The sequence below is a fragment of the Kitasatospora acidiphila genome (genome assembly GCF_006636205.1).
Lineage (GTDB): Bacteria > Actinomycetota > Actinomycetes > Streptomycetales > Streptomycetaceae > Kitasatospora > Kitasatospora acidiphila.
The window spans coordinates 6321756-6344821 of sequence record NZ_VIGB01000003.1 but is presented as its reverse complement, the minus strand read 5'-3'; the positions used below and the strand labels follow the sequence as shown (position 1 = coordinate 6344821).

25 protein-coding genes, 1 other RNA gene and 2 pseudogenes are annotated in these 23066 nt (G+C 73.7%); 11 read left to right on the top strand and 17 right to left on the bottom strand.

Annotated elements, in window-relative coordinates:
• Nucleotides 1-54 precede the first annotated feature (54 nt).
• Complete coding sequence (gene npdG, locus E6W39_RS30045) at nucleotides 55-738, bottom strand: NADPH-dependent F420 reductase (protein ID WP_141636164.1); 684 nt, start codon at nucleotides 736-738, stop codon at nucleotides 55-57.
• A gap of 46 nt (nucleotides 739-784) precedes the next feature.
• On the opposite strand from npdG, the gene E6W39_RS30040 reads away from it, so the two are divergent.
• On the top strand, nucleotides 785-1348 hold the full coding sequence (locus tag E6W39_RS30040) for a hypothetical protein (RefSeq protein WP_141636163.1): 564 nt from the start codon (nucleotides 785-787) through the stop codon (nucleotides 1346-1348).
• Nucleotides 1349-1354: 6 nt separating this feature from the next.
• Here E6W39_RS30040 and E6W39_RS30035 read toward each other — a convergent pair whose 3' ends face one another.
• Complete coding sequence (locus tag E6W39_RS30035) at nucleotides 1355-1582, bottom strand: hypothetical protein (RefSeq protein WP_101380049.1); 228 nt, start codon at nucleotides 1580-1582, stop codon at nucleotides 1355-1357.
• A 94-nt stretch (nucleotides 1583-1676) separates the two neighbouring features.
• Here E6W39_RS30035 and map point away from each other — a divergent pair.
• A pseudogene (gene map, locus E6W39_RS30030) lies at nucleotides 1677-2524 on the top strand (type I methionyl aminopeptidase).
• A gap of 99 nt (nucleotides 2525-2623) precedes the next feature.
• On the opposite strand, the gene E6W39_RS30025 reads toward map, so the two are convergent.
• Nucleotides 2624-3325, bottom strand: a complete 702-nt coding sequence (locus E6W39_RS30025; protein ID WP_141636161.1) for a bifunctional DNA primase/polymerase — start codon at nucleotides 3323-3325, stop codon at nucleotides 2624-2626.
• A 322-nt stretch (nucleotides 3326-3647) separates the two neighbouring features.
• Between E6W39_RS30025 and E6W39_RS30020 the strand changes: the two genes are divergently transcribed.
• Nucleotides 3648-3875 carry a hypothetical protein gene (locus E6W39_RS30020; protein WP_141636160.1) on the top strand — a complete coding sequence of 76 codons (228 nt, stop codon included), beginning with the start codon at nucleotides 3648-3650 and terminating at the stop codon, nucleotides 3873-3875.
• A gap of 19 nt (nucleotides 3876-3894) precedes the next feature.
• Here the strand turns inward: E6W39_RS30020 and E6W39_RS30015 are convergent, their stop codons facing one another.
• On the bottom strand, nucleotides 3895-4521 hold the full coding sequence (locus tag E6W39_RS30015; protein ID WP_141636159.1) for a PadR family transcriptional regulator: 627 nt from the start codon (nucleotides 4519-4521) through the stop codon (nucleotides 3895-3897).
• Nucleotides 4522-4701: 180 nt separating this feature from the next.
• Here E6W39_RS30015 and E6W39_RS30010 point away from each other — a divergent pair.
• A pseudogene (locus tag E6W39_RS30010) lies at nucleotides 4702-5096 on the top strand (ACT domain-containing protein).
• A gap of 19 nt (nucleotides 5097-5115) precedes the next feature.
• Here the strand turns inward: E6W39_RS30010 and E6W39_RS30005 are convergent.
• Nucleotides 5116-6579: a DUF2079 domain-containing protein gene (locus tag E6W39_RS30005; protein ID WP_141636158.1), complete on the bottom strand. Its 1464-nt coding sequence runs from the start codon at nucleotides 6577-6579 to the stop codon at nucleotides 5116-5118.
• A 187-nt stretch (nucleotides 6580-6766) separates the two neighbouring features.
• On the opposite strand from E6W39_RS30005, the gene hemC reads away from it, so the two are divergent.
• A complete protein-coding gene (gene hemC / locus E6W39_RS30000) occupies nucleotides 6767-7708 on the top strand; it encodes a hydroxymethylbilane synthase (protein ID WP_141636157.1) in 942 nt (313 codons plus the stop codon).
• Nucleotides 7709-7754: 46 nt separating this feature from the next.
• On the opposite strand, the gene E6W39_RS39845 is transcribed toward hemC, so the two are convergent.
• From E6W39_RS39845 to E6W39_RS29980, 5 genes are all read right to left on the bottom strand, one after another.
• Nucleotides 7755-7922 carry a hypothetical protein gene (locus tag E6W39_RS39845; RefSeq protein WP_181799504.1) on the bottom strand — a complete coding sequence of 56 codons (168 nt, stop codon included), beginning with the start codon at nucleotides 7920-7922 and terminating at the stop codon, nucleotides 7755-7757.
• Nucleotides 7923-8070: 148 nt separating this feature from the next.
• Nucleotides 8071-8328: a hypothetical protein gene (locus E6W39_RS29995; RefSeq protein ID WP_141636156.1), complete on the bottom strand. Its 258-nt coding sequence runs from the start codon at nucleotides 8326-8328 to the stop codon at nucleotides 8071-8073.
• Nucleotides 8325-8681, bottom strand: coding sequence for a hypothetical protein (locus tag E6W39_RS29990; RefSeq protein ID WP_141636155.1), 357 nt, complete (start codon nucleotides 8679-8681; stop codon nucleotides 8325-8327). The genes E6W39_RS29995 and E6W39_RS29990 overlap by 4 nt, the downstream gene beginning before the upstream one ends.
• Before the next feature lie 27 nt (nucleotides 8682-8708).
• Nucleotides 8709-9104, bottom strand: an RNA gene (gene rnpB / locus E6W39_RS29985) — RNase P RNA component class A.
• Nucleotides 9105-9162: 58 nt separating this feature from the next.
• Nucleotides 9163-9594, bottom strand: a complete 432-nt coding sequence (locus E6W39_RS29980; RefSeq protein WP_141636154.1) for an SRPBCC family protein — start codon at nucleotides 9592-9594, stop codon at nucleotides 9163-9165.
• 117 nt (nucleotides 9595-9711) lie between these two features.
• Here E6W39_RS29980 and yaaA point away from each other — a divergent pair, with 117 nt between their 5' ends.
• On the top strand, nucleotides 9712-10509 hold the full coding sequence (gene yaaA / locus E6W39_RS29975) for a peroxide stress protein YaaA (RefSeq protein ID WP_141636153.1): 798 nt from the start codon (nucleotides 9712-9714) through the stop codon (nucleotides 10507-10509).
• 51 nt (nucleotides 10510-10560) lie between these two features.
• Here yaaA and E6W39_RS29970 read toward each other — a convergent pair whose 3' ends face one another.
• Genes E6W39_RS29970 through E6W39_RS29960 form a run of 3 tightly spaced genes read right to left on the bottom strand, consistent with a single transcriptional unit; the run spans nucleotide 10561 to nucleotide 13356 of the window.
• A complete protein-coding gene (locus E6W39_RS29970) occupies nucleotides 10561-11706 on the bottom strand; it encodes a bifunctional RNase H/acid phosphatase (protein ID WP_141636152.1) in 1146 nt (381 codons plus the stop codon).
• Nucleotides 11707-11717: 11 nt separating this feature from the next.
• Nucleotides 11718-12461 (bottom strand): zinc ribbon domain-containing protein, encoded by a 744-nt coding sequence (locus E6W39_RS29965; protein WP_141636151.1) that lies wholly within the window; start codon nucleotides 12459-12461, stop codon nucleotides 11718-11720.
• A 52-nt stretch (nucleotides 12462-12513) separates the two neighbouring features.
• A complete protein-coding gene (locus E6W39_RS29960; protein WP_141636150.1) occupies nucleotides 12514-13356 on the bottom strand; it encodes a Nif3-like dinuclear metal center hexameric protein in 843 nt (280 codons plus the stop codon).
• Nucleotides 13357-13822: 466 nt separating this feature from the next.
• Between E6W39_RS29960 and lanL the strand changes: the two genes are divergently transcribed.
• The 3 genes from lanL to E6W39_RS39840 all read left to right on the top strand — a co-directional run bounded on the left by lanL (nucleotide 13823) and on the right by E6W39_RS39840 (nucleotide 18836).
• The gene (gene lanL, locus E6W39_RS29955; RefSeq protein ID WP_181799503.1) at nucleotides 13823-16552 is read left to right on the top strand and encodes a class IV lanthionine synthetase LanL; all 2730 of its coding nucleotides are present in this window, start codon (nucleotides 13823-13825) and stop codon (nucleotides 16550-16552) included.
• Nucleotides 16549-18561 carry a S9 family peptidase gene (locus tag E6W39_RS29950; protein WP_141636148.1) on the top strand — a complete coding sequence of 671 codons (2013 nt, stop codon included), beginning with the start codon at nucleotides 16549-16551 and terminating at the stop codon, nucleotides 18559-18561. Before lanL ends, E6W39_RS29950 begins: the two co-directional genes overlap by 4 nt.
• A 137-nt stretch (nucleotides 18562-18698) precedes the next feature.
• On the top strand, nucleotides 18699-18836 hold the full coding sequence (locus E6W39_RS39840; protein WP_180356426.1) for a VenA family class IV lanthipeptide: 138 nt from the start codon (nucleotides 18699-18701) through the stop codon (nucleotides 18834-18836).
• A 32-nt stretch (nucleotides 18837-18868) separates the two neighbouring features.
• On the opposite strand, the gene E6W39_RS29945 is transcribed toward E6W39_RS39840, so the two are convergent.
• Together E6W39_RS29945 and E6W39_RS29940 are read right to left on the bottom strand one after the other, a co-directional pair.
• Nucleotides 18869-19546: a class I SAM-dependent methyltransferase gene (locus tag E6W39_RS29945; RefSeq protein ID WP_141636147.1), complete on the bottom strand. Its 678-nt coding sequence runs from the start codon at nucleotides 19544-19546 to the stop codon at nucleotides 18869-18871.
• 49 nt (nucleotides 19547-19595) lie between these two features.
• A complete protein-coding gene (locus tag E6W39_RS29940) occupies nucleotides 19596-20516 on the bottom strand; it encodes a LysR family transcriptional regulator (protein ID WP_141636146.1) in 921 nt (306 codons plus the stop codon).
• A 128-nt stretch (nucleotides 20517-20644) separates the two neighbouring features.
• On the opposite strand from E6W39_RS29940, the gene E6W39_RS29935 reads away from it, so the two are divergent.
• Nucleotides 20645-21886 carry an MFS transporter gene (locus E6W39_RS29935; protein ID WP_141636145.1) on the top strand — a complete coding sequence of 414 codons (1242 nt, stop codon included), beginning with the start codon at nucleotides 20645-20647 and terminating at the stop codon, nucleotides 21884-21886.
• Here the strand turns inward: E6W39_RS29935 and E6W39_RS29930 are convergent.
• Entirely contained in the window at nucleotides 21835-21972 is a 138-nt protein-coding gene (locus E6W39_RS29930) for a zinc-binding dehydrogenase (protein WP_323809106.1), read from the bottom strand. The two genes, E6W39_RS29935 and E6W39_RS29930, sit on opposite strands and share 52 nt — an antisense overlap.
• Nucleotides 21973-22003: 31 nt before the next feature.
• Complete coding sequence (locus tag E6W39_RS29925) at nucleotides 22004-22393, bottom strand: nuclear transport factor 2 family protein (RefSeq protein ID WP_141636143.1); 390 nt, start codon at nucleotides 22391-22393, stop codon at nucleotides 22004-22006.
• Between the two features lie 95 nt (nucleotides 22394-22488).
• On the opposite strand from E6W39_RS29925, the gene E6W39_RS29920 reads away from it, so the two are divergent.
• Complete coding sequence (locus E6W39_RS29920; RefSeq protein WP_141636142.1) at nucleotides 22489-23064, top strand: TetR/AcrR family transcriptional regulator; 576 nt, start codon at nucleotides 22489-22491, stop codon at nucleotides 23062-23064.
• Nucleotides 23065-23066: the final 2 nt, after the last annotated feature.

The window sequence follows — 23066 nt, the reverse complement described above, 5'->3', positions numbered from 1 at the left end:
CCGCAGCCGGGTGACTCCGGACCCGTCATTCCGTGACCAGACTGTCACATTCCGTCACATGCCGGTGATCCGCAGCCCCGCGTGCGTCTTGTAGCGGCGGTTGACCGCGATCAGGTTGGCCACCAGCGACTCCACCTGGTGGGCGTTGCGCAGCCGGCCGGCGTAGACGCCCCGCATGCCCGGGATCCGGTCGGCCAGCGCGCGCACCACGTCGGTGGCGGCACGGTCGTCACCGAGCACCATCACGTCGATGTCGATCCGGTCGACCTGCGGGTCCTGCAGCAGCACCGCCGAGAGGTGGTGGAAGGCGCCGGTCACCCGGGACTCGGGCAGCAGTGCGGCGGCCTGCTGGGCGGCGCTGCCCTCCTCCGGGCGCAGCGGGTAGGCGCCCTGCTTGTCGAAGCCGAGCGGGTTGACGCAGTCGATGACGATCTTGCCGGCCAGCTCGGCGCGCAGGCTGCCGAGCAGCTCGGCGTGGCCGTCCCACGGCACGGCGACGATCACCACGTCGCAGTCCTTGGCGACGGTGTGGTTGTCGGCGCCGAGCACGCCGTTCTCGAGCTCGTCGGCCACCGTCTTGGCCCGCTCGGCGCTGCGCGAGCCGATCATCACTTGCTGGCCGGCCCGTGCCAGCCGGTAGGCGAGGCCCCGGCCCTGGTCGCCGGTCCCGCCGAGCACGCCGACCACCAGGTCGTTGACGTCGGGTCCGCTGTCGGTCGCTGATTCGAGGGAAGTCATACCGACGATCCTGCCAAACGCCTCCGGCAGGCTCCATGCTTCGGGGATGGATGCAACCAGCCTGTCGGAAGTCCGCGAAGCATTGGCCGGTTCCGAGCTGCTGGCGGCCACCCGCTCCTTCGCGGGGTCGCTGCGCGGCGCGGTGACCCGGCGCACCGCCCGTGGCCTGCTGCTGGTCGGCACGGCGGAGTACGAGCCCTGGCACCTGGCCGCGCACCTGGACGACGAGGCGGCCTGGTCGGCGGTGCCGCAGCTGTCGCCGCTGCTGATCCGCCGTCAGCCGGCCGGGCCGCAGCAGCCGGGCCCGGACCGGCTGGCCGCCGCCGGTCGGGGCGAGACGGTGCTGGTGGTGAGCCCGGGCGCGGCGGGCGAGGCGCTGCTGGCGCGGGTGTCGGACGCCCGGCGGGGCGGCGCGGTGGTGCTGGCGCTGGAGGCGGGCGACCGGGAGCTGGGCGAGCTGGCGCACGAGCGGCTGACCGTCGACGAGCCGGCCGAGCCGGGCTTCGACCTGGTGCAGCACCTGGTGAGCGCGGCGGCCGGGGAGCGGCCGCGCTCCCGGCTGGCCCGGCTGGTCCGGCAGTTCACCGCGGAGCCGGTCAACCGCTGGTAGCCGGCCTCAGCTCCGGTCGTCCTCGGGGCGGTCGTCGTTCCAGGCCGGGTCGGTGCGCCACTCGCGGTTGCGCTCGGCGGCGATCTCCAGCGCGTTCTGCGCCTCCTCGCGGGTGGCGTAGGGCCCCAGCCGGTCCTTGGCGGCGCACTCCGGCCCCTCTTCGACCTTCTGGTGCTTGAGGCAGTAGTACCACTCACCGGGCTTGCCGGTGGGCTGGTGGCGGAACAGGGGCATGGGTGTCTCCTTCGTCGCTCTGGCTGGATCATGCCCGGCCGCGCCTTCGCACACACAGCCGGGCCGGACGGGCCCTGCGGGATAGACTCCGCCCATGGCTCACCTCGTTCCCGGCACCCAGTCCCCCGTCCGCAAGGTTCCGGCGCACATCGCCCGGCCGGAGTACGTGGGCAAGCCGATGCCGACCCCGTACACCGGTCCGAGGTGCAGGACGCGGAGACCGTCGAGAAGATGCGGATCGCCGGCCGGATCGCGGCGCAGGCAATGGCGGCGGCGGCCGAGCTGATCGCGCCCGGGGTGACCACCGACCAGCTGGACGCGGTGGCCCACGCGTACATGTGCGACCACGGCGCCTACCCGTCCGACCTGGGCTACCGCGGCTTCCCCAAGTCGATCTGCACCTCGATCAACGAGGTGATCTGCCACGGCATCCCGGACTCGACGGTGCTGCAGGACGGCGACATCGTCAACATCGACGCCACCGCGTACATCCACGGGGTGCACGGCGACCTGAACGCCACCTACCTGGTCGGCGACGTGGACGAGGAGTCCCGGCTGCTGGTCGAGCGGACCAGGGAGTCGCTCAACCGGGCGATCAAGGCGGTCAAGCCGGGTCGTCAGATCAATGTGATCGGCCGGGTGATCGAGTCCTACGCCAAGCGCTTCGACTACGGCGTGGTGCGGGACTTCACCGGGCACGGGATCAACACCTCGTTCCACTCCGGCCTGATCATCCCGCACTACGACAGCGACCGGGCCACCACGGTGATCAAGCCCGGCATGACCTTCACCATCGAGCCGATGCTCACCCTGGGCACCTACGACTACGAGGTCTGGCCGGACGGCTGGACCGTGGTCACCAAGGACCGCAAGCGCACCGCCCAGTTCGAGCACACCCTGCTGGTGACCGCCGACGGCGCGGAGATCCTGACGCTCCCCTGAGCGGCCCTCTGCCCTATCGGCTCTTTGACCGACCGGCTCTTTGACGCGGCGTCAGACGGACGCAGCGTCAGGCGAACGCGGCGTCAGGCGAACGCCGCGTCAGCCGATCAGCCACTGCTCCTCGGCGACCGCACCGACCTCGGTGCAGGCGTCGGTGAGTACGTCGAGCACCCGCAGCGGATCGGGCAGCGGGTGCTCGGGGCCGCGCACCCAGCGCACCTCGGTGCCGTCCGGCAGCGCGGCCGGGGGCAGCAGGGTGTAGGAGCCGCGGCAGTGCCAGCGCAGCCCCGGGTGCTCGGTTGGCGAGTCCGGATGGCTGTCCAGTTCGGAGGACCAGAACTCGTCCTCGTCCTCGGGAGTGCCCCGGGTGGCGGTGAAGAACAGGTAGCGGTCCTCGCCGACGGCCGCGACCGGCACCTCCACCCCGAGCTCGGCGAGCCGCTCCAGCGCCAGCCGGCCGGCCTCGGCGGGCACGTCCAGCACGTCGTGGGCCCGGCCGGTGGCGGAGATGAAGTTGGCCTGCGGGTCGCGGGAGAGCCAGCGGTTCAGCTGCTCGGTGTCGGTGGTCGCCTGGGATTGCCAGGCGAACGAGACCGGATGCCGGGCCGGGGCCGGACAGCCGACCCGGTCACAGGAGCAGCGGTGGCCGGCCGGATGCGCCGCCGGCGCCAGCGGGAAGCCGGCCCGCACCGAGGAGAGCAGTTCTTCCAGTCGGGCCTGCGGGGTGGCCGGGCGGCCTGCGGTCGGCCCAGGGTTCCGATCACGCCGCAACCACGCCGTCCACCTGCTGCTGGCTACCATCAGGCCCCTTCCGCACAGCTGTGACTGGTGCGCCACAGCGTTCTACGCACCTACCGACGCAACACCGGGCGCGGTCCGCAGCTTCCCGGTCAGGCCCGGGGCCGTCCACCGGGCGGCCGCGCCGGGGTTCACCGGACGTGGGGTGCTGCCGTGGAGGGGGTGCGCTCGGGGCGCGCTGACCGGGCTCTGGTCCCGGAGGCGTATTGAGCAGGATAAGGGAGCGGCGGGCCTGCTCCGACCCGGGGGTGTCGGCCCGCGGGTTTGGAGCGGCCCCCACCAGGTGCGAAGCTGGACGGATCAGCACGTGGGAAGGGCACTGGTCATGCGGAGCGAGGACACCGAGTTCGTCGGCGGACCATTGGACGGCCGGGTACTGCCGATCATGGTGAGCCTGTTCAACGGGGTGCCCAAGGTCTACCGGGTGCCGGTGCCGGCCCACGGTGACGAGCCGGCCCGGACCCTGCTGTACGACCGGGCCAAGGTGTACAACGCCAAGGGGCGGATGCGCTGGCGGTACGAGTACCGGGCGCCCGAGGACGCCGTCCGGTAGCCCTCCTCCCCCCGGGGTCTCATGCCTCCTCGGCCTCGGCCAGGATCAGGTAGAGCTTCTTGCGGGCCTCCACCAGCACCGCCAGCCCCTTGGTGCGCTGCTCCTCGGTGCCGGTGGTCATCACCTGGCGGATCGCGTGGTCCAGTGAGGCCATGGTCTGCCCCACCTCCTGCACCGCCGCCCAGTCGATGCCGCGCCCGGCCTCCTGCCAGGGCTCGGCCGAACCGCCCTCGGCCTCGGCCCGACCGGTCCCGGTGAGCGTGAACAGCCGCTTGCCACTGGACTCCTGAGCCTCGATCAGGCCTTCCTCCTCCAGCAGCTGCAGGGTCGGGTAGACCGATCCCGGGCTGGGCCGCCAGGCGCCGCCGGTCCGCTCGCCGATCTCGGTGATCATCTCGTAGCCGTGCATCGGACGCTCCTTCAGCAGCGCCAGCAGCGAGGCCCGGACGTCGCCGCGCCGCGCCCGCCCGTGCCGTCCGCGCCCGCGGCCGCCGCGGTGCGGTCCGAAGCCCCCGAACGGGCCACCGCCGAACGGGCCGCCCGGCGGCATCGGCGGCCCGAAGGCGCCGCGCCCCTCGCCGTACTCACCCAGCGGTTCGCCGAACCGGGCCCGGTAGCGGCGCCTGCCATGTCGTTCTGCGCGCATGGTGCGCACCTCCTTGGTTGCCTTTCGTTGTCGTACGCGCCGTTGTCGGTAGGACTGTCGCGTACCATCTCGATGGCTCAACGATATATCGGTGACTGTCGGCTGGCAACGATATATCGGAAGGAACTTCCGGCGGCGGGTTCCCGGATCCGGGCGGGCCGGGCCGCTACCGTGGCAGGCATGGCCGGCGAGAGAGATCTTCATGAGCTGCTCAGGCAGCTGCGCCCCGAGGTCGCCCCGGGCGGTACGTCTTCTGCAGCTTCCCCGGGCGGGTGCCGGCCGGGCTGCGTCCGGTGGTGACCGTGGCGGAGCCGGAGGGCATCACGGCGGTGGTCGAGCAGCAGGAGGCCGAGGCGCTCGGATTCGACTACGCCTATCCGGCGGTCTGGATCACGCTGCGCAGCCACTCGGTTCTGGACGAGACCGGGGTGGTCACCACCGCGGTCGCCGGCCGGCTGGCCGAGCACGGGATCAGCTGCAATGTGGTGGCCGGCTTCCACCACGACCACCTGTTCGTGGCCGCCGACCACGCCGAGCGGGCCGTGCGGGTGCTGGAGCGGCTCGCCGCCGGCTGACGGCGGGCCCGGCCGCACCTCACTGGCGCCGCAGCACCGTCACCTGGTCGCGGTTGAACACCACGGTGTACCGGGCCCCCGGGTGGAACGCGGCGCCGTAGGCGGGCAGATCGGTCGGCGGGTTGTTCCAGCCCTCCGTGTCGAGCACCAGGTACTGCGGCGGGTTCGGCTTGCAGCCGCCGACCCAGTAGGCGTCGTCCGCGGCGGCCAGCCGGGAGAGCGGCCCCATGGTGGACTCCACCGTGACGCCGCGCGGCACCAGCGCCAGCCCGTCCCGCAGCGCCGCCGCGTGCTGCCCGCCGCTCCAGCTGCCCGGGTCGGCCAGCCCGCCTACGCCGACCGGCAGGCTCACCGTGCAGGCCGCGCCGATCGCCAGCGCCGCGGGCACCATGCCCTCGGCGAAGCCCCGCAGCACCGGCCCCGCGTTGCCGGCCCGCAGCCGGGCGATCGCGTCCACCAGGGCCAGGAAGAGGATCGGCATCAGGGTCGCGTTGTAGTGCCAGTCCTGCCCCCAGAACATCGAGTTCGAGGAGGCGAAGCGCCAAGCCAGGGTGGGCAGGGCGAGCAGCACCAGCGGCGAGCGCAGCGCCAGGAACCCGACGATGCCCAGCAGCCAGCCGCAGGTCTTCCAGACCGTCAGCCGGGTGAACGGCGCGATCACCAGCTGCCACAGCTGCGGATGGGTGCCGCCGGGCAGCTTGGCCCAGTAGTCGTACTGGTGCTGCGGGTTGAAGTGCGGGATCAGCACGCCGACGGTGAGCGCCGCGAACCCCAGGCCGAACAGCACCAGCCCGGCCGCGGTGGACCGGCGCCGGGCCGTCACCAGCAGCACCACGCCGACGGCCGCCACGGTCAGCCCCATGTCCTCCTTGACCAGCACCAGCGGCATGGCCCAGCAGGCCGCCCGGTCCCACCGCTTGAGCAGCAGCTGGCGGCAGACCACGGCGAGCAGCGGGACGGCGAAGGCGATCTCGTGGAACTCGAAGTCGATCGCCCGCTGCAGCCCCCAGGACAGGCCGTAGGCGGCACCGATCAGCAGGCCCTTGCTGCGACTGCCGAGGACCCGCTCGGCGGTGTCCGAGACCACCCCGATCGACCAGGCGAACAGCGCGGCCTGGGCGGCCAGCAGCATCAACGGCGACGGCCACACCCACCAGAGGGGGGCCAGCAGCGCGACGATCGGGGACCAGTGGTCACCGAGCGCGTTGTAGCCGGGCCCCTTGATCGACAGGGTCGGCGCGCCGAAGTGCGCATAGCCCTTGACCGCCTCGGTGAAGATCCCGAGGTCCCAGGAGGGCGCCGCGAACCGCTGGTAGCGCAGCAGCTCGACCACGCCGTACCCGAGCAGGAAGAGCACGGCCAGCGCCAGGTGCGGCCCGGCCTCCCGCAGCCGGCCCTCGCGGGCCGCCTGGGCCACCCGCCGGGTACGGCCCCACACGGGCACCCGCTGGGACGGGATCGCGGACTCGCGGGTCTCGGCCATCCGGGCAGGGCCCCTTCCGCTCTCGTGCTGTGCGCGTCCTGTTGCGTGCTGTGCTCGTGCTGTGCTCGTGCTGTTCTCGCCGACCGGTGTGCGAAGGGTGCAGGCTACCGCGTGCCCGCCCGGGCGGCACAGCGGCGACGGCGGTGTTCCGCCGTTCGCGAGGGCCCGGACCCCCTATCGTGGTGCCATGACGCTGCCTGTGCCCGCCGTGCTGCGGATCGTCTCCCGCTCGTCCCCGATGGCCCTGGCCCAAGTCGCCCGGGTCCAGGCCGAACTGGCGGCCCTGCACCAGGGGATCCACACCGAGGTGGTGCCGGTCACCACCTCCGGGGACCGCTGGACCGGGGCGCTCTCGGCGCTCGGCGGCAAGGGCGCGTTCACCAAGGAGGTGGACGCGGCGCTGCTGGCCGGCGAGGCGGACCTGGCCGTGCACTGCGTCAAGGACGTCCCCGCCGACCGTCCGCTGCCGGCCGGCACCGTGTTCGCCGCCTTCCTGCGCCGCGACGACGTGCGGGACGCCCTGGTGCACCCCGCCGGCCTGACCCTCGATCAGCTGCCGCCCGGCTCCCGGATCGGCACCTCCTCGGTCCGCCGGATCGCCCAACTCGCCGTCACCCACCCGCAGCTGGTCTGCGTGCCGATGCGCGGCAACGCCAACCGGCGGCTGGAGAAGCTGGCCGCCGGCGAGGCCGACGCGCTGCTGCTCGCCGCCTCCGGCCTGGCCCGGATCGGCGCCGAGCACCGGATCAGCGAGATCCTGCCGGTGGAGCTGATGTGCCCGCCGATCGGCGCCGGGGTGCTCGCCATCCAGTGCCGGGAGGACGACGCGGCCACCATCGCGGCGGTCAGCGGGCTCGGCGACGAGGACGCCTGGCGGGAGACCACCGCCGAGCGGATGTTCCTGCACGTGCTGCAGGGGCACTGCAACAGCCCGATCGCCGGCTTCGCCCGGGCCGAACGGGACGGGCGGCTCTCGCTGCGCGGCCGGGTCTTCTCACCGGACGGCAAGACCGTGCTGGACGCCCATGAGTGGGCCGGTCCGCTGGACCCGGCGACCCTGGGCACCTCGGTCGCGGTGGCGCTGCTGCGGCAGGGCGCGCGCGAGGTGATCGACGCCATCCCGCACTGACGCCCCGCCTCCTGGCGCCGGGCACCGGGCACCGGGCGCCCCGGGGTCACTCGCCTTCGCGGCGGTTCTCCTCACGGGCCTCCGCCACACCCGCCTCGTGGCCGGCCTGGTAGACCCGGCGGACGAAGTCGGCGGCCTGCTCCTGCGTCAGATCGCCGGTCAGCGTCATCAACTCGTCGGTGAAGCGGATCAGCCAGTGCTGTCGGTGTGCCATGGATCCCATGACACACCGTCAGCCCGGCACCCGCCCGCTGGGACGGGCATCCGGGGCGGGCGGGTCCAGGCTCGCTCGCCGGGAGCCCTCAGCGCGCGAACGGCTCGCCGCGGACCGCCGCCAGCACCTGGGCGGGCACCCTGGGCCGTCACCGCAGGTGGGTCACCTGGACGATGTAGATCGCTTCATCTCGCGGGAAGGTCGTGTAACAGACCATCAGATGCGCTCTGACGACCTTCCGCATCCCTGGGCCCGTTCCCTGGAAATCCCGACCCTCGGGGTAGGTCATGGAGTTGAGAACCGCCAGTTCTGCGGCGATCGACTCAACCTCCTCAACCACAGCCTCCGGCAGCCCGCCCACAACGTACTGGGCATCCGGCAGATACTCCCAGGTCCAGTCACTCACCCTCGGACCTCGGCCTCTGCCTCCGCAAGGATGCGGCCGATCTCGATCGAGGCGGCGCGGGCTTCCTCGCGGGTGCCGGCGTTGGCGACCCGGTGTTCGCACTCCCGGAAACGGTGGGCCCGCGATGGGATGCGCTCGATGGCGATGACCATCCCCCAGCGCAGGTGGAACAGTCGAATGGGAGAGATGCTCTCTTGTTCCTCGGCCCAGATGAACGTCTGCCGCATGTCTTCGAACAACTCCGGCAGGCGGGACGGGACAAGAGTTGCGACGGCCTTCTGTAGGCCTGGAAAGGTCAACGGCGGCATCGGAATGAGTGGCTCGTCCGACGGATGCTGGGACGCGGTAACCATGACGTGCCCTCCAGGGCGCACAGGGGGCGGACGAGTCGGCCTGTACGCCGGGTTCTGTCTCCCGGGTTGCTTGCGCGGCCCGGGGAGGCGGTCATCCATCTAGGGCTGCCGTTGCCGACAGCCTCGTGCGGTCTACCCGCGGGCTCGGGCGAGCAGCCCTCGAACACCCGCGCACGGGACCCGAGGGTCCCGATCTTGACCTTGCTCCGAGTGGGGTTTACCGAGCCGGCCGAGTCACCTCGGTCGCTGGTGGTCTCTTACACCACCGTTTCACCCTTACCTACCGAGGTAGGCGGTCTGTTTTCTGTGGCACTGTCCCGCGGGTCACCCCGGGTGGGCGTTACCCACCACCCTGCTCTGTGGAGCCCGGACGTTCCTCGGCGGGCCCCGTGAGGGACCCGTCGCGACCGCCCGGCCGGCTCGTCCGCCGTACTGGTCATCGTAGCCGGTCGTGACCGGTCCCCCGGACCGAGGGCGGTCACTACGCGGTGGGCGTCGTCTCGCACTGGGTCTTGAGGCCGAGCGCCTCCAGGGCGAGGTAGCGGCGGATCAGCCGGCCGTAGAGCAGGCGGCCGAGCAGGGCCAGCGGGCCGGTCAGGCGCAGGTCCAGGGTGACCCGGGTGCCGGTAGGGGTGGCCTGCAGCTGGTGGCCGGCCTCGGTCTTCGCTCCCGGGGCACGGGTGTGCCAGACGAACGAGCGCTCCGGCTCGTACGCGGTGACCTGCCAGTGCGCGCCGCGCAGCCGGGGCTGCTTGATCCACACCCGGGAGCCGACGCCGAACGGGCGCTCGGGGTCCGGGCGGCGGATCAGCTCGATGGACGGCGTCCAGGTGTGCCAGTGCTGCACATCGGTGAGCACGGCCCAGACTGCCGCGGGCTCGGCTTCGATCTCGACCTGTTCTCGGTGGAACATCGCGTGCCACCCCCTCCTCACCCATGGTAGGGAGATTGCCCATGGTAGGGAGGGTGGCGGCGGGCGGGTAGATTGCTGCGGAAGGTTCTTGAGGAGTATCGAGGAGAAGTCGCGCGCATGCCGTTCCTGGTCCTGCTGCCGCCGTCCGAGGGCAAGGCCGAGGCGCCCGAGGGGGCGCCCCTGAAGCCGGCCGAGCTGTCGCTGCCGGGGCTGACCCAGGCCCGCGAGCGGGTGCTGTCGGCGCTGGTGGAGCTCTGCCGCGGGGACGAGGACGACGCCGCCGCGGTGCTCGGGCTGAGCAAGGGCCTGCGCGGCGAGGTGGCCCGCAACGCGGGGCTGCGCACCGCCGGCACGCTGCCGGCCGGCGAGCTCTACACCGGGGTGCTGTACGACGCGCTGGCCCTCGGCAAGTTGGACGAGGCCGCCTACCGGCGGGCCGAGCGCTCGCTGCTGGTGTTCTCCGGGCTGTGGGGCGCGGTGCGGATCGGCGACCGGATCCCCGCCTACCGCTGCTCGGGCGGGGTCAAGCTGCCGCCGCTCGGGGCGCTGGGCGCTTACTGGCGGCGGGAGTTGGCCGAGGTGCTGCCGCGCGAGGCGGCGGCCGACTCGCTGGTGCTGGACCTGCGCAGCTCGGCGTACGCGGCGTCCTGGAAGCCGGTCGGCGAGGTGGCGGCGCGGACCGCGACGGTGCGGGTGCTGCACGAGAAGGACGGCAGGCGCTCGGTGGTCAGCCACTTCAACAAGGCCACCAAGGGGCGGCTGGTCCGCGACCTGCTGAACTCCGGCGCCGAACCGGCCACTCCGGGCGAGTTGTTCGAGGTGCTGGGCGGGCTCGGCTACACCGTCGAGCTGGCCGCCGAGGGCACCGCCCGCAAGCCGTGGCAGCTGGACGTGGTGGTCACCGAGCTGCACTGAGCGCCTGGTAGGTCGGTGCAGCTCAGTGCAGCTCGGTGACCAAGCGCTCAGTCAGCGCAGGTGCCCCGTGTCGTTCAGCAGCCGCAGCGAGGCGTTCCCGTCGCCGTAGTACTGCACCGCGCAGAGCGAGGCCGCCGACAGCTCCATCCGGTAGATCGCGTCCGGCGGCGCGCCGAGCGCCAGCCGGACCAGCGTCTTGATCGGGCTGACGTGCGAGACCACCAGCACGGTCTTGCCGGCGTAGCGGGCCAGGATCTTGTCCCGGGCCACCGAGACCCGCTGGGTCAGCGAGGCGAAGCTCTCGCTGCTGCCGGTGGGCTTGGCCTTGGTGGAGGCCAGCCAGGCGTCCAGGTCCGCCGGGTGGCGTTCCTGCACCTCGGCGAAGGTGAGCCCCTCCCAGGCGCCGAAGTCCAGCTCGCGCAGCCCCTCCTCGACCCGGACCTCCAGGCCGAGCCGGACCGCCACCGCCTCCGCGGTCTGCCGGGTGCGCAGCATCGGCGAGCAGACCACGGCCTGCACGGTGCCGCGCCCGGCCAGTGCCTCGGCGGCCCGCTCGGCCTGCCAGCGGCCCCTGTCGGAGAGCTCCGGGTCGCTGCCGGTGGAGCCGGAGAACCGCTTCTGCGGGGTGAGCGCCGTCTCGCCGTGGCGCAGCAGCACCAAGGTGGTGGTGATGCCCAGGTCGGCGCCCCAGCCGGCCTTGGGGGCGGCGGGCTCCGGCAGCGGCTCCGGGTCGGTCGCGAGCACCGGGGCGGCGGGCCGGACCTTGGGCTCCCACTGCTTGCCGGCCTTGCCCGCGTCCATCGCCTCGTTGGCCAGCCGGTCGGCGTCCTTGTTGCGCTCGCGCGGGATCCACTCGTAGCCGACCCGGCCGCGCGGGAAGACCTCGCGGGCCTCGGCGGCCAGCGGCTGCATGTCCGGGTGCTTGATCTTCCAGCGCCCGGACATCTGCTCGACCACCAGCTTGGAGTCCATCCGGACGTCCACCCGGGCCTCGGGGTCGAGCTCACGGGCGGCGCGCAGGCCGGCGATCAGGCCCCGGTACTCGGCCACATTGTTGGTCGCGGTACCGATGTACTCGGCGGCCTCGACCAGGATCCGGCCGGTGTCGCCGTCCCGGACCACCGCGCCGTAGCCGGCCGGGCCCGGGTTGCCCCGGGAGCCGCCGTCCGCCTCGACGATGAACCTGCGCTCCGCCATCAGGGCTGCCCTCAGATGCCCGAGTCGGCGGTGCGGACCAGGATCCGACCGCAGTTCTCGCAGCGGACCACGGCATCGGCGGGCTCGGCCTTGATCGCGTTGAGGTCGGTGATGGCGAACTCCACCCGGCAGCCCTCGCAGCGGCGCTGGTAGAGCCGGGCCGCGCCGACGCCGCCCTGCTGCTCGCGCAGCCGGGTGTAGAGCTTGATCAGGTCGGCCGGGATGACCGCCGCCACGGCCTCGCGGTCGCGGGCGACCTTGGCCACCTCGGCGTCGATCTCGGCGAGGGCCGCGTCCCGGCGCTCGGTGGCTTCCTTGAGCACCACCTCGGCGTGCTCCAGCCGGCCGGTCAGCTCGGTCACCCGGGTCTGGGCGGTCTCCAGGCGCTCCATCACCTCCAGCACGACGTCCTCCAGATCGCCCTGGCGCTTGGCCAGCGAGGCGTTCTCGTGCTGCAGGTTCTCCAGGTCCTTGGCGGAGCTGACCGCGCCGGAGTCCATCCGCTGCTGGTTGCGGGCGGCCCGGGTGCGGACCTGCTCCACGTCCTGCTCGGCCTTGGCCAGCTCGCGGGTGGTGTCGCCGTGCTGGGCCTCGGCGGCGACCACCAGGTCCTTGAGCGCGGTGTGGTCGGCGGTGGCCTTGTCGATCTGGGCGTGCTCGGGCAGGCTGCGGCGCCGGTGGGCCAGCTGGTCCAGCTTGGAGTCGATGGACTGCAGGTCGAGAAGGCGGATCTGGTCGGCGGGCGCGGCGTTCACGCGGAGGGCTCCTGGGGGGAATGAAGTCGAGCGGTCGGGTGTGTGGTGCGCCTTAAGAGGACGCGGGGTGCGGCATCGGCGCGTGCGCCGTCCACGGGTCGGTGACCAGCGTGGAGACCCGGGTCTCCAGCGTCCAGCCGTGCTTCTCGGCGATGCCGCCGAGTTCGCGGGCGGCCTGCTTCAGCCAGGGCCACTCGGTGGCCCAGTGGGCGGCGTCGACCAGGGCGATCGGGGCCGCCTCGGCGGCCTCGGAGGCCGGGTGGTGGCGCAGGTCGGCGGTGACGTAGGCGTCCACGCCGGCGGCCCGGACCTCGGCGAAGAAGCTGTCGCCGGAGCCGCCGCTGACCGCGACCCGACGGATCGTCAGGCCGGGGTCGCCGGCCACCCGGATCCCGGTGGCGGTGGCGGGCAGACCGGCCGCCACCCGGTCGGCGAAGGCGCTCAGCGGCAGCGGCTCGGGCAGCTCGCAGATCCGCCCGGTGCCGCGCCGCCCGGCCGGGTCGGTCGGGTCCGGCACCAGCGGGCCGAGCACCCGCAGGCCGATCGCCTCGGCCAGCGCGTCGGAGACCCCGGGGTCGGCGTGGTCGGCGTTGGTGTGGGCGACGTGCAGGGCGATGCCGGCCCGGATCAGCGAGTGCACCACCCGGCCCTTGAAGGAGGTGGCGGCCACGCTGGTGGTGCCGCGCAGATAGAGGGGGTGGTGGGTGACGACCAGGTCGGCACCCCAGGCGGCGGCTTCCTCGGCCACCGCCGGCACCGGGTCGACCGCGAAGAGCACCCGGCGCACCTCGGCGTCCGGATCGCCGCAGACCAGTCCGACGGCATCCCAGGACTCCGCCCACCGGGGCGGGTACAGCTCTTCCAGTGCGGTGATGACCTCGGACAGTTTCGGCACCCGTTGAGACTACCGCCTGCCTGGGCCGGAGCGGGCCGGACGGGTGCTCGTCAACCCGCGTGCGAGGGCGCTCCGAGGCCCGCCGACCGCCTGCCGCGCCGCGCTCGCCCGGGAGTGCGGGGGCGAATGAGGCATCATCGGCGGCCCGCATGACGGCGAAAACGAATCCAGATCACCCTTACGAGTGAAGTGACCCGCTTGGCGTTGAGCACCCCTCGCACTGAAAGTAACTTCTCTGGTGCGCAGGGAAGTTACTCGGGCCGGGGGGCTGAGAAAGAGCCGCGGGGCCGCATTCGACATTCGATGCGGTGCGCGCGGCAGGTGACTTCCCGCACTTCCGAAGGCCTCCGGGGGATTCCCGGGCAAGCCTTGCGGACATCGAATCCGGACCGTCGAGCCAGAACAGGGGTGTGAAAGCAGCATGGGGACGGGCACACCATTGCGCTCGGTCGGGGGGGCGGAGTCGGTGGACGACGCGTGGCGGACCGGGGCGCTCGCGGACGACACGCTGGTGGAGGTGGCGCGGGCGGCCGTGACCGGTGCCGCGGCACCGGGCGGCGCCGAGGTCGCGGGCGGCTGGGGGGCCGCCTGCGACGGCTTCTGGTGCACGGTCCGGCCGCCCGAGGGGGTGCCGGCGCCGCCCGCCCAGGGGTGGAAGATCCATGTCAGTGCGGCCGGCACGGTGGCCACCGAGGTGCTCTCGGCGGTGGCCGGGGCGATCGCCGAGGATCCGTGCACCTTCAAGTTCGCGGCCGACCGGGAAAAGCTGCACCAGATCAATTCCCGGAACAGCGAGCGCGGTTCGGCCGGAAAGTTCATCACCGTCTACCCGGCCGACGAGGAGCAGTTCCTGAGGCTCGCCGAGGAATTGCACCGGGCCACCGAGGGAATGCCGGGGCCGGTGGTGCTGTCGGATCGACCTTTCGCACCCGACAGTCTGGTGCACTACCGGTACGGCGCGTTTTCCCGGCGGGCCGAACTCGGCAATGACGGCGCTTATCGATCGATGTTGCACGGACCTGACGATGAACGGTTCGAAGATGTTCGCATGGCCGGCTACCGCTGCCCGCCCTGGGTGGTCGACCCGGTACGGGGAGCGGAGGCGGCGGTGGCGAACGGCGCACGGCGCGGCGGTGGCGGGGTGCTGGTCGGCGGGCGGTTCGCGCTCACCGCGGCGCTGCGGCACTCCGCGAAGGGCGGGGTGTTCCTGGGCACCGACACCACCGACGGCACCCCCGTGGTGGTCAAGCAGGCCCGCGCCCACATCGAGGTGGACCGCTCCGGCACCGAGGCCCGCAGCGCGCTGCGCCACGAGGCCCGGATGCTCGCCGAGTTGGCCGACCTCGGGCTGACCGCCCGACCGCTGGAGCTGATCGAGCAGCAGGACTCGCTGCTGCTGGTGCAGGAGCACATCGCGGGCCAGTCGCTGGGCAGTTGGGTGGCGGCCCGGCTGACCAGGGACGGCGCGCCGGACGTGCCGTGGGACCAGGCGCAGCCGATGGCGCTGGCCCTGGTCGACCTGCTGGCGCGGGTGCACGCGGCCGGCGTGGTGCTGCGCGACCTGGCACCGGGCAACGTCCTGGTCCGCACCGACGGGTCGCTGTGCCTGGTGGACCTCGAACTCGCCTGCGCCGCCGGCACCTCGGCCGGCACCGCGGGCACCCCCGGCTACCGCGCCCCGGAGCAGCGCGAGTCGGCCGCGGTGGCCGACCCGCAGGCCGACCTGTTCGCGCTCGGCGGGCTGTTCTTCCTGCTGGCCACCGGGCACGACCCGCTGCTCCCCGAGCAGCCCGCCGGCGGCCGTCCGCTCCCGCAGCGCCTCGACCGCTGGCTGGCGCTGGCCGCCCGCACCGGCGCCACCGCGCGCCGACTGGCCCCGCTGGTCCGCGAGTTGCGCGCCGAGCGGCCCGAGCAGCGCGCCACCCTCGCCGAGGTCCGCCGACTGCTCGGCGCCCCGGCCGCTCCCCCGCCCACCCCGGCGCCGCAGCCGTTCGACCGGCTGGTCCGGGACGGGCTGCGCCGGCTGGCCGAGACCGCCACCCCGCACCGCCCCGACCGGCTCTGGCCGACCGTGCCGAACGGGCAGCGCACCGACCCGTGCAATGTGCAGCACGGCGCGGCCGGCGTGCTCGCCGTGCTGGCCCGTGGGCTGGCCGTCTACCCGGCCGCGGCGCCGACGATCCACCAGGCCGCCCGCTGGACCGAGCGGCGCTGCGCCGCCGAACCCGTGGTGCTGCCCGGCCTGCACTTCGGCCGCTCCGGGGTCGCCTGGGCGCTGCTGGACGCCGCCGAGGCGCTGGGCGACGAGGCCGCCGCCGAGCGGGCCCGGCGCCTCGCCGAGCCGATCCCGCACCGCTGGCCCAACCCGGACGTCTGCCACGGCGCCGCCGGGGCCGGCTTCCTGCGGCTGCGGCTCGGCGACCACCAGGCCGCGCTGGACACTGCCCGGGCGCTGCTCGCCGCCGCCGCGGCGGAGCCGTACGGCACGGTCTGGCCGGTCCCGAAGACCTTCGACTCCAGCCTGGCCGGCATCACCCACCTCGGGTACGGGCACGGCGTGGCCGGTGTCGGCGCCTTCCTGCTGGCGGTGCACCGGGCCACCGGCGACGCCGCCGCCCTGGCCGGCGCCGAACGGGCCGCCCGGACGCTGACGGCCACCGCCCGCACCGCCACCGGTGCCCGCTACGACGGCCAGGGCGCCGCCTGGTGGCCGCAGAGCGCCGGCGACCCGGCGACCGTCCGGCTGGCCCACTGGTGCAACGGCTCCTCGGGGGTGGGCAGCTTCCTGCTCCGCTACTGGCAGGCCACCGGCGACACCGGCGCGGGTGAGCTGGCCCTGGCCGCCGGCCAGGCGGTGCTGGACAACCGCTGGCACTGCGGCACCAGCGCCTGCCACGGCCTGGCCGGGGACGGCGAGTACCTGCTCGACCTGGCCGAGGCCACCGGCGAGGCGCGCTTCGCGGACGGCGCCCGGGAGTTCGCCGAGCTGCTCGGCGCCCGCGCGGTGCTGCACGACGGCCTGCTGGTGCTGCCCGACGAGACGGGCACCGGCTGCGCGGCCGGCTACGGCACCGGGACGGCCGGACCGCTGGCCTTCCTGCTGCGCCTGCTGCACGGCGGGCCGCGGCTCTGGGTCGACCCGGTCGCCGCCACCGCCGTCCGGCAGCCCACCGCCCGTCAGGAGCCGACCGCATGAACACCGCGATACGTGCCACCACTCCCGCGCTGCGCCGGCTCAGCTTCGCCTTCGCCGCGGACGGCTCGCACGCCGCCTGCCTGGCCGCCGGCCCCGACGGCGGCTGGTACGCCGAGAGCTGGCGGCTCGCCCCGGACGCGCTGGCCGAGCCCGTTGCGCTGCCGCTGCCCGGCGACCGCTTCGAGAGCCTGCGCACCCAGCTGGTCCCGCTGCCCGACGGCCGGCTGCTGGCCTGCCGGCACGACGGCGAACGCCACGACCTGGTGCTGCTCGCACCGAGCCCGGCCGGTGCCGCGGCCGCGGAGCAGCCGGTGGCCACGCTGCGGATGCCCGGGCTGCGGCTGCTGGCGCTCCCGGCCGCCTCCGACCCGGCCGTGTCCGACGCACCGGTGGCCGTGGCGCTCGGCACCGACACCACCCCGACCACCCACGCCTGGCTGGTCTTCGCCGACGGGCGCCCGCCCCGCCAGGTCGCCGAGTTCGCCGGGCTGCACGGCGGCGGCGTCTGGCTGGACCGCACCGGGCGGCTGCTGGCGCTGGACCGGGTGCGCGCGGGCGTGGTCAAGTCCGTGGTGCTCGACCTGCGGCTGGGCACCGTGACACCGCTGCTGGAGATCTCCGAGCGGAGCAACGACCGGCTGGTGCTCTTCGACCCCGACACCTCGTTCCTGCTGCTGCGCAGCGACGCGCCCGGCGCGGACCGGCTCGGCTGGGGCGTGCTGGGCAGTTCGGCCCCGGTGCGGTTCCCCGAGTGCCTGCACGTGCCCGGACTGTTCCTGCGTCCCGTGGTGCTCGAACCCGGCGCCCGCGCGCCGGAGCAGACCCGGGTGGCGATCCAGGTCGACCACGGCGTCTCGTCGGCCCTCGCGCTGTGGCGGCCGAGCGGCGGGCGGCTGGAGCCGCTCGCGGTGCCGCCCGGCCGGCTGGGCGCGGTCGGCCACTGGTCGGCGGCCGGCCTGCGGATGCCGTACTCCGCGCCGGACCACCCGGCGGCGCTGGCCACCCTGCGGGTCGACCAGTTGCGCGGCCAAGAGGCCGGGGTGGCCGCCGCAGGGCCGCTGCCGCTCGCCCTGGCCCCGCTCTCCGGGCCGCGGCTGCTGCCCAACCCGGCCGCCGCCGTACCCGGCACCGGGCTGGTCCCGGCCCAGGTCACCGGCGCCCCGCCGACTCCGGTGCTCGGCTGGCGGCTGGACGGCAGCTCGGCGCCCGCCGAGGGCGGCCGCTGGCACAGCGCCCTGGCGCTGGAGCTCGCCGGACCGCTCGGCCCGATCGAGGCGGTGGTCTACGGCGGCGAGGCCTGGCTGAGCAGCCCGCAGCTGGTGCTCGCGCTGCACGGCGGTCCGGCCGACGCCTGGCGCCTGGAGTTCGACCCGATGCTGCAGCGGATGGCCGCCGAGGGCCTGGCGGTGCTCGCGCCCAACCAGCGCGGCAGCACCGGCTACGGCACCGAGCACGCGATGGCGATCCGCGGCGCCTGGGGCGGGCCCGACCTGGCCGACGTGCTCGGCCTGCTGGAGGGGCTGGCCGGGCAGCGGGCCGCGATCGGGCTGGAGCCGCCCGCCCTGTTCGGGGTCAGCTACGGCGCCTTCCTGGCGCTGCTGACCGCCGCCCACGCCCCGGCGGACCGGGTGGCGCGGTGCGCCGTGGTCGCGCCGTTCCTGTCCGGTGCCCGACTGCTGGCCGAGGCCACACCGCCGGTGCGGGCGCTCACCAGGCGGCTGGGCGGCGGCGACCCGATCGACGACGAGCTCGGCCCGCGTGACGTGCTGGCGCTCGCCGACCGCCTCACCGCGCCGCTGCTGATCGTGCACGGCGACCGCGACGAGGCCGTCCCGGTCGGCCAGTCCCGGGCGCTGCGCCACGAGTTGCTGCGCCTGGGCCGTGCGGAGGGCAGCGACTTCCGTTACGTGGAGGCCGCCGGGGCCGGGCACGAGGTGCTCACCGAGGAGGGCTCGGCCGTCCTGCACGAGCTGCTGGCCGGCTTCCTGCGGACCGGACGCACCGGCTGACGAAACGTCACATCACAGACTTCCCCGCTTCGCGATCGCGACGCGACCCGGGGGACTGCCCGGCCACCGTGGCCGGGCGGAGCACCACACAACACCGCGCCCGACCAGGGCGCGACCATCAAGGGGAGGAACCCATCATGGAGATGACCGCTTTCGAGACCGACCTCGCGGCCCTGCAGGACCTGCCGGAGACCGAGTCGGTCGAGCTGAACGGCGGCAACGGCTGCCAGTTCACCTGCCTGCTCCTGACCTGCCTGATCTTCACCATCGCCTGACGACCGTCGCCTGACGCGATCGGGATCAGCAGTCACCCCGGGTGGCCCAGGGCGTTCGCGCCCCGGGCCACCCGGCCTTTCCCCGGGGCGGGTTTGACCGCCGCGATGCGTTCCACCGTGCCGGCCTTGAGCCGCTGGGCCTCGGTGATCCGCAGCCCGGCCGCCTCGACCAGCGGGCGCTGGCGGCGGGTGAAGTGCTCCCCGGCGGCGCGGATCGTGCCCCGCTCGGTGAGCCGCTGGACGGCGTGCAGGATCGGCCAGCTGCTGCCGACGTGGTCGAGCAGCAGCAGCGTGCCGCCGGGCTTGAGCACCCGGGCCATCTCACCGACCGCCCGGGCCGGCCGGGGGATGGAGCAGAGCGCCAGCACGCACACCACGGTGTCGAACGTGCCGTCCGCGAAAGGGAGCTCCTCGGCGTCACCGTCACGCAGGTCGGCGTCGATGCCGAGCCCGGCCGCGCGCCGGACGGCGATCGCCAGCATCGCCGGGCTCAGCTCGATCCCGGTGAGCCGCACGCCGGCCCGGTAGTGGGGCAGGCTGCGGCCGGTCCCGATCGCCACCTCCAGCACGCGGCCGCCGGCGCGCGAGCCGATCCACTCCCGCCCGCCGCCGAACCAGACGCGCTCGAAGAAGGCGATCTGCCGGTCGTAGCCGGGGGCCGCCGAGTCCCACAGCCTGCGCTGCCGGGCGGTGGGGCTCTCCTGCTCCATCGGTGCGCCACCTCCTGCGGGGGCCTGCGGCCCGCTCACCTCCACCTTCTCACCGCACCCAGCCGGGCACCCACCCCTCCACTCGGCATGCCCGGGCCGCCGCGAACTCGCGCAGCGCCGCCAGGGCCGGGTGCGAGTTGTCGTCGCGCCAGACCAGCGAGTGCGGGTACAGCGGCACCGGGTCGACCACCGGGATCCGCCGCAGGTCGTACTCCGCGGGCCAGACCAACCTGGTCCGCTCCGTCGTCAAGGTGGCCACCGTCGCCGAGTCGGCGATCACCTCCAGCAGCGCCTCGCTGCCGAAGTTGGGCCCGACCGCGTCGATGGCGAGCCCGAACTCGGCCACCAACTCGTCGTAGTACGCGGTCCATTCGGTGCCCGGAGAGGCACCCGGGATCCAGATCCGGTGGCCGGTCAGCTCCGCGAGGGTGACCTCCCGGGCCGCCGCCAGCGGATGCCGGGGCCCGGCGAGCAGCTGATGGGGCTCGTCGATCACCCGCATCGACCGTACTCCGTCCGGGAGTTGGCGCCCCGGCTGGACGACGGCGCGGAACGTCGCATCGATCGCCCCGGAGGCGACGGCGGCGATCGCCGTGTCACCGTCGAAGAGCGTCACCACGTCGAGCTCGGTCTCGGGCTGGGCCCGGTGGAACTCCCGCAGCAGCGCCGCCGGCGCGATCCGCATGCCGATCACATCGACCCGCAGCGCGCGCTGCCCGGGCCGCACCGAGGCCACCGCCCGCTCGGCGGACCGCAGCAGCTCGCGCGCGTGCGGGAGGAACGCCTGCCCGTCGATGGTGAGCACCGAGCCGCGCGCGGTCCGGGTGAACAGGCGCACCCCGAGCTCCCCCTCCAGCGTCGCGATCCGCCGGGAGACGGCCTGCTGGGTGACCGCCAGGTCGACGGCCGCGTCCTGGAAACGGCCCGCGTCGGCGGCGGCCACGAACGTGCGCACGGCTTCAAGGTCCATGGGTCGTGATGCTACTGCCACAATGATCCGTTGTGGCCAGGCCCTCCCTCGCGGGTTTGAACAGCGCATCCGCCGCCCGCTTGGATGGTCCGTATCACGGTTGAGTTGTACGAGTGAGGAAGGCACACATGGCAAAGCGGCGATCACTTGGGCGGAACTACCACCTCCTCTGGGGTGCCTACGCCGTCAGTGCCTACGGTTCGGGGCTCGGCTTCGGCGCCTTCTCGCTGATCGCGATCCGGGTGCTGCACGCCGGGTCGGCCCAGGTCTCGCTGCTCGCGTCGGCCGGGCTGGCGGTGGGGGCGGCGATCGCGGTGCCGCTCGGGCCCTGGGTGGAGTTCCGCCGCAAGCGGCGGGTGATGGTGGCGATGGACGCGGTGCGGTTCGCCGCCCTGCTGACCATCCCGGCCGCCTATGCCATCGGCCGGCTGAGCTTCCTCCAACTCCTGGTCGTGGCCGTGGTGGTGGCCGCGGCCAAGATCGCCTTCCGGGCGGCCAGCAGCGCCTACCTCAAGTCGCTGGTTGCGCCCGAGGACCTGTTGGCCGCCAACGCCGGCTTCGAGTCGACCACCTGGACGTCCACCGTGCTCGGCCCGCCGCTCGGCGGCGCCGCGATCGGCTGGTTCGGCTCGGTGGTGACGGTGCTGGCCGACGCGGTCAGCTACCTGCTCTCCGCGGTGGGGATCGCCGCCATCCGGCACCGCGAACCGCAGCCGGCGCCGCCCAGCTCGCCCCGCGCCGGCGGCGGACTGCTGGACGGCTGGCGCCACATCCTCGGCCACCCCGTGCTGCGCCCGCTGTTCCTCAACTCCGTCCTGTTCAACGCCCTGATCATGGCAACCGAACCGCTGCTCTCCGTGCTGATGCTCGGCCGGCTCGGCTTCGCCCCTTGGCAGTACACCCTGGCCTTCGCCACCCCCTGCCTCGGCGGCCTGCTCGGCTCACGGCTCTCCAAGCGGGTCGTCGACCGCTACGGCCGGCACCGGGTCCTGCTGGTGGGCGGCACCCTGCGCGCCTGCTGGCCGATCGGCCTGGCCTTCATCGGCTCCGGCACGGGCGGCATGCTGCTGGTGATCGTCCTCCAGTTCGCCCTGATCCTGTTCATCGGCATCACCAACCCGGTGCTGGCCACCATGCGGCTCGACCACACCGAGCAGCACCTGGTGGCCCGCACCATCTCCGCCTGGTCGATCACCAGCAGCGCCACCATCGCGGCCCTGACCGCGCTCTGGGGCCTGCTCGCCGCCGTCACCGGCCCGCGCACCGCCATCGCGGCCGCGGGCCTGCTCCTGCTGGCGACTCCCCTGCTACTGCCGCGTCAGTCCCCCATGGAGATCACCACCTTGCCGAACGCCGCCGCCGAGGCGTAGCGCCGGAACGCCGCCGGGGCCTCGTCGAACGGCACCACCCGGTCGATCACCGGACGGATCCCGTGCTCCTCCGGCGTCCGGTTCATCGCCGCGAACTGCGCATGCTCCGACCGCCGTTCACGCTTCGGCCGCCAGCGGCACCTCACCGGCCGTCTTGCTGTAGCCGAGGGCCTCGACGATGCGGCCGTCCCGCACCCGCATCAGGTTGACGCCCCGGACGGAGTCGGCGGGGCCGTCGCCGTACCGGTACCGCCAGCGGATGGTGGCGTGCTCACCCATCACCACCACCTCCTCCGGCGCGAACCGGGTGGTGCGGTCGGCGGCCAGCGCCCGCCAGAACTCCAGGCAGGCCTGTCCGCCGTCGTAACGCTCGCCGTCCGGCGCGGGCTGGATCCCCTCCATCACGCAGTCCTCGCCGACCAGTTCGTCGAGCTCATCGGGGAGGTGGTGGACGAATGCGTGGTTGAACCGCTCGATCACGGCCGCCGTGGTGCGCACCGATGACATGAAGAACCCCCAAGTAGATAGAACATCCGGTCTACTTCCGTCGGCAAATATATAGACCGGTTGATCTACTCGGCAAGAGCTGACAGGCTGGCACCATGACCACCCGCACCAAACCCGGCCCCCGCGAACGCCTGCTCGACGCCGCCCAGGAGTTGACGTACCGCCAAGGCGTCGGGGTCGGCGTGGACACCCTGCTCAAGGCCGCCAACGTGGCGCGGCGCTCGCTCTACGAGCACTTCGGCGGCAAGGACGGCCTGATCGCCGAGGTGCTCCGCCGCAGCGCCGCGCAGGACGAGGCCGCCTACCGCGCGACCATGGCCGCGGCCGGCGACGACCCGCGCGCCCGACTGCTGGCGGTCTTCGACCAGCTGGCACTGGTCGTCGAGCAGGCCGACTTCCGGGGCTGCCGCTACCTGGCGGCGGACCTGGCCCTGGCCGACCCGGACCACCCGGGGCATGCCGTCACCCGGGAGTACCGGGCCACCGTGACAGGGCTGTTCGAAGTCGAGCTGGCTCGCCTCGGCCATCCGCGACCGGCGCCGGCGGCCGGCCAGTTGCTGCTGGTCATCGACGGCATCATGGCCGCCGGCGCCACTCGGCCGGACGGCGACCCGGCGGGCGCGGGGCGGGAGTTGGCGTTGAGCATCCTGGCGCAGGCGGGTACCGGCTGACC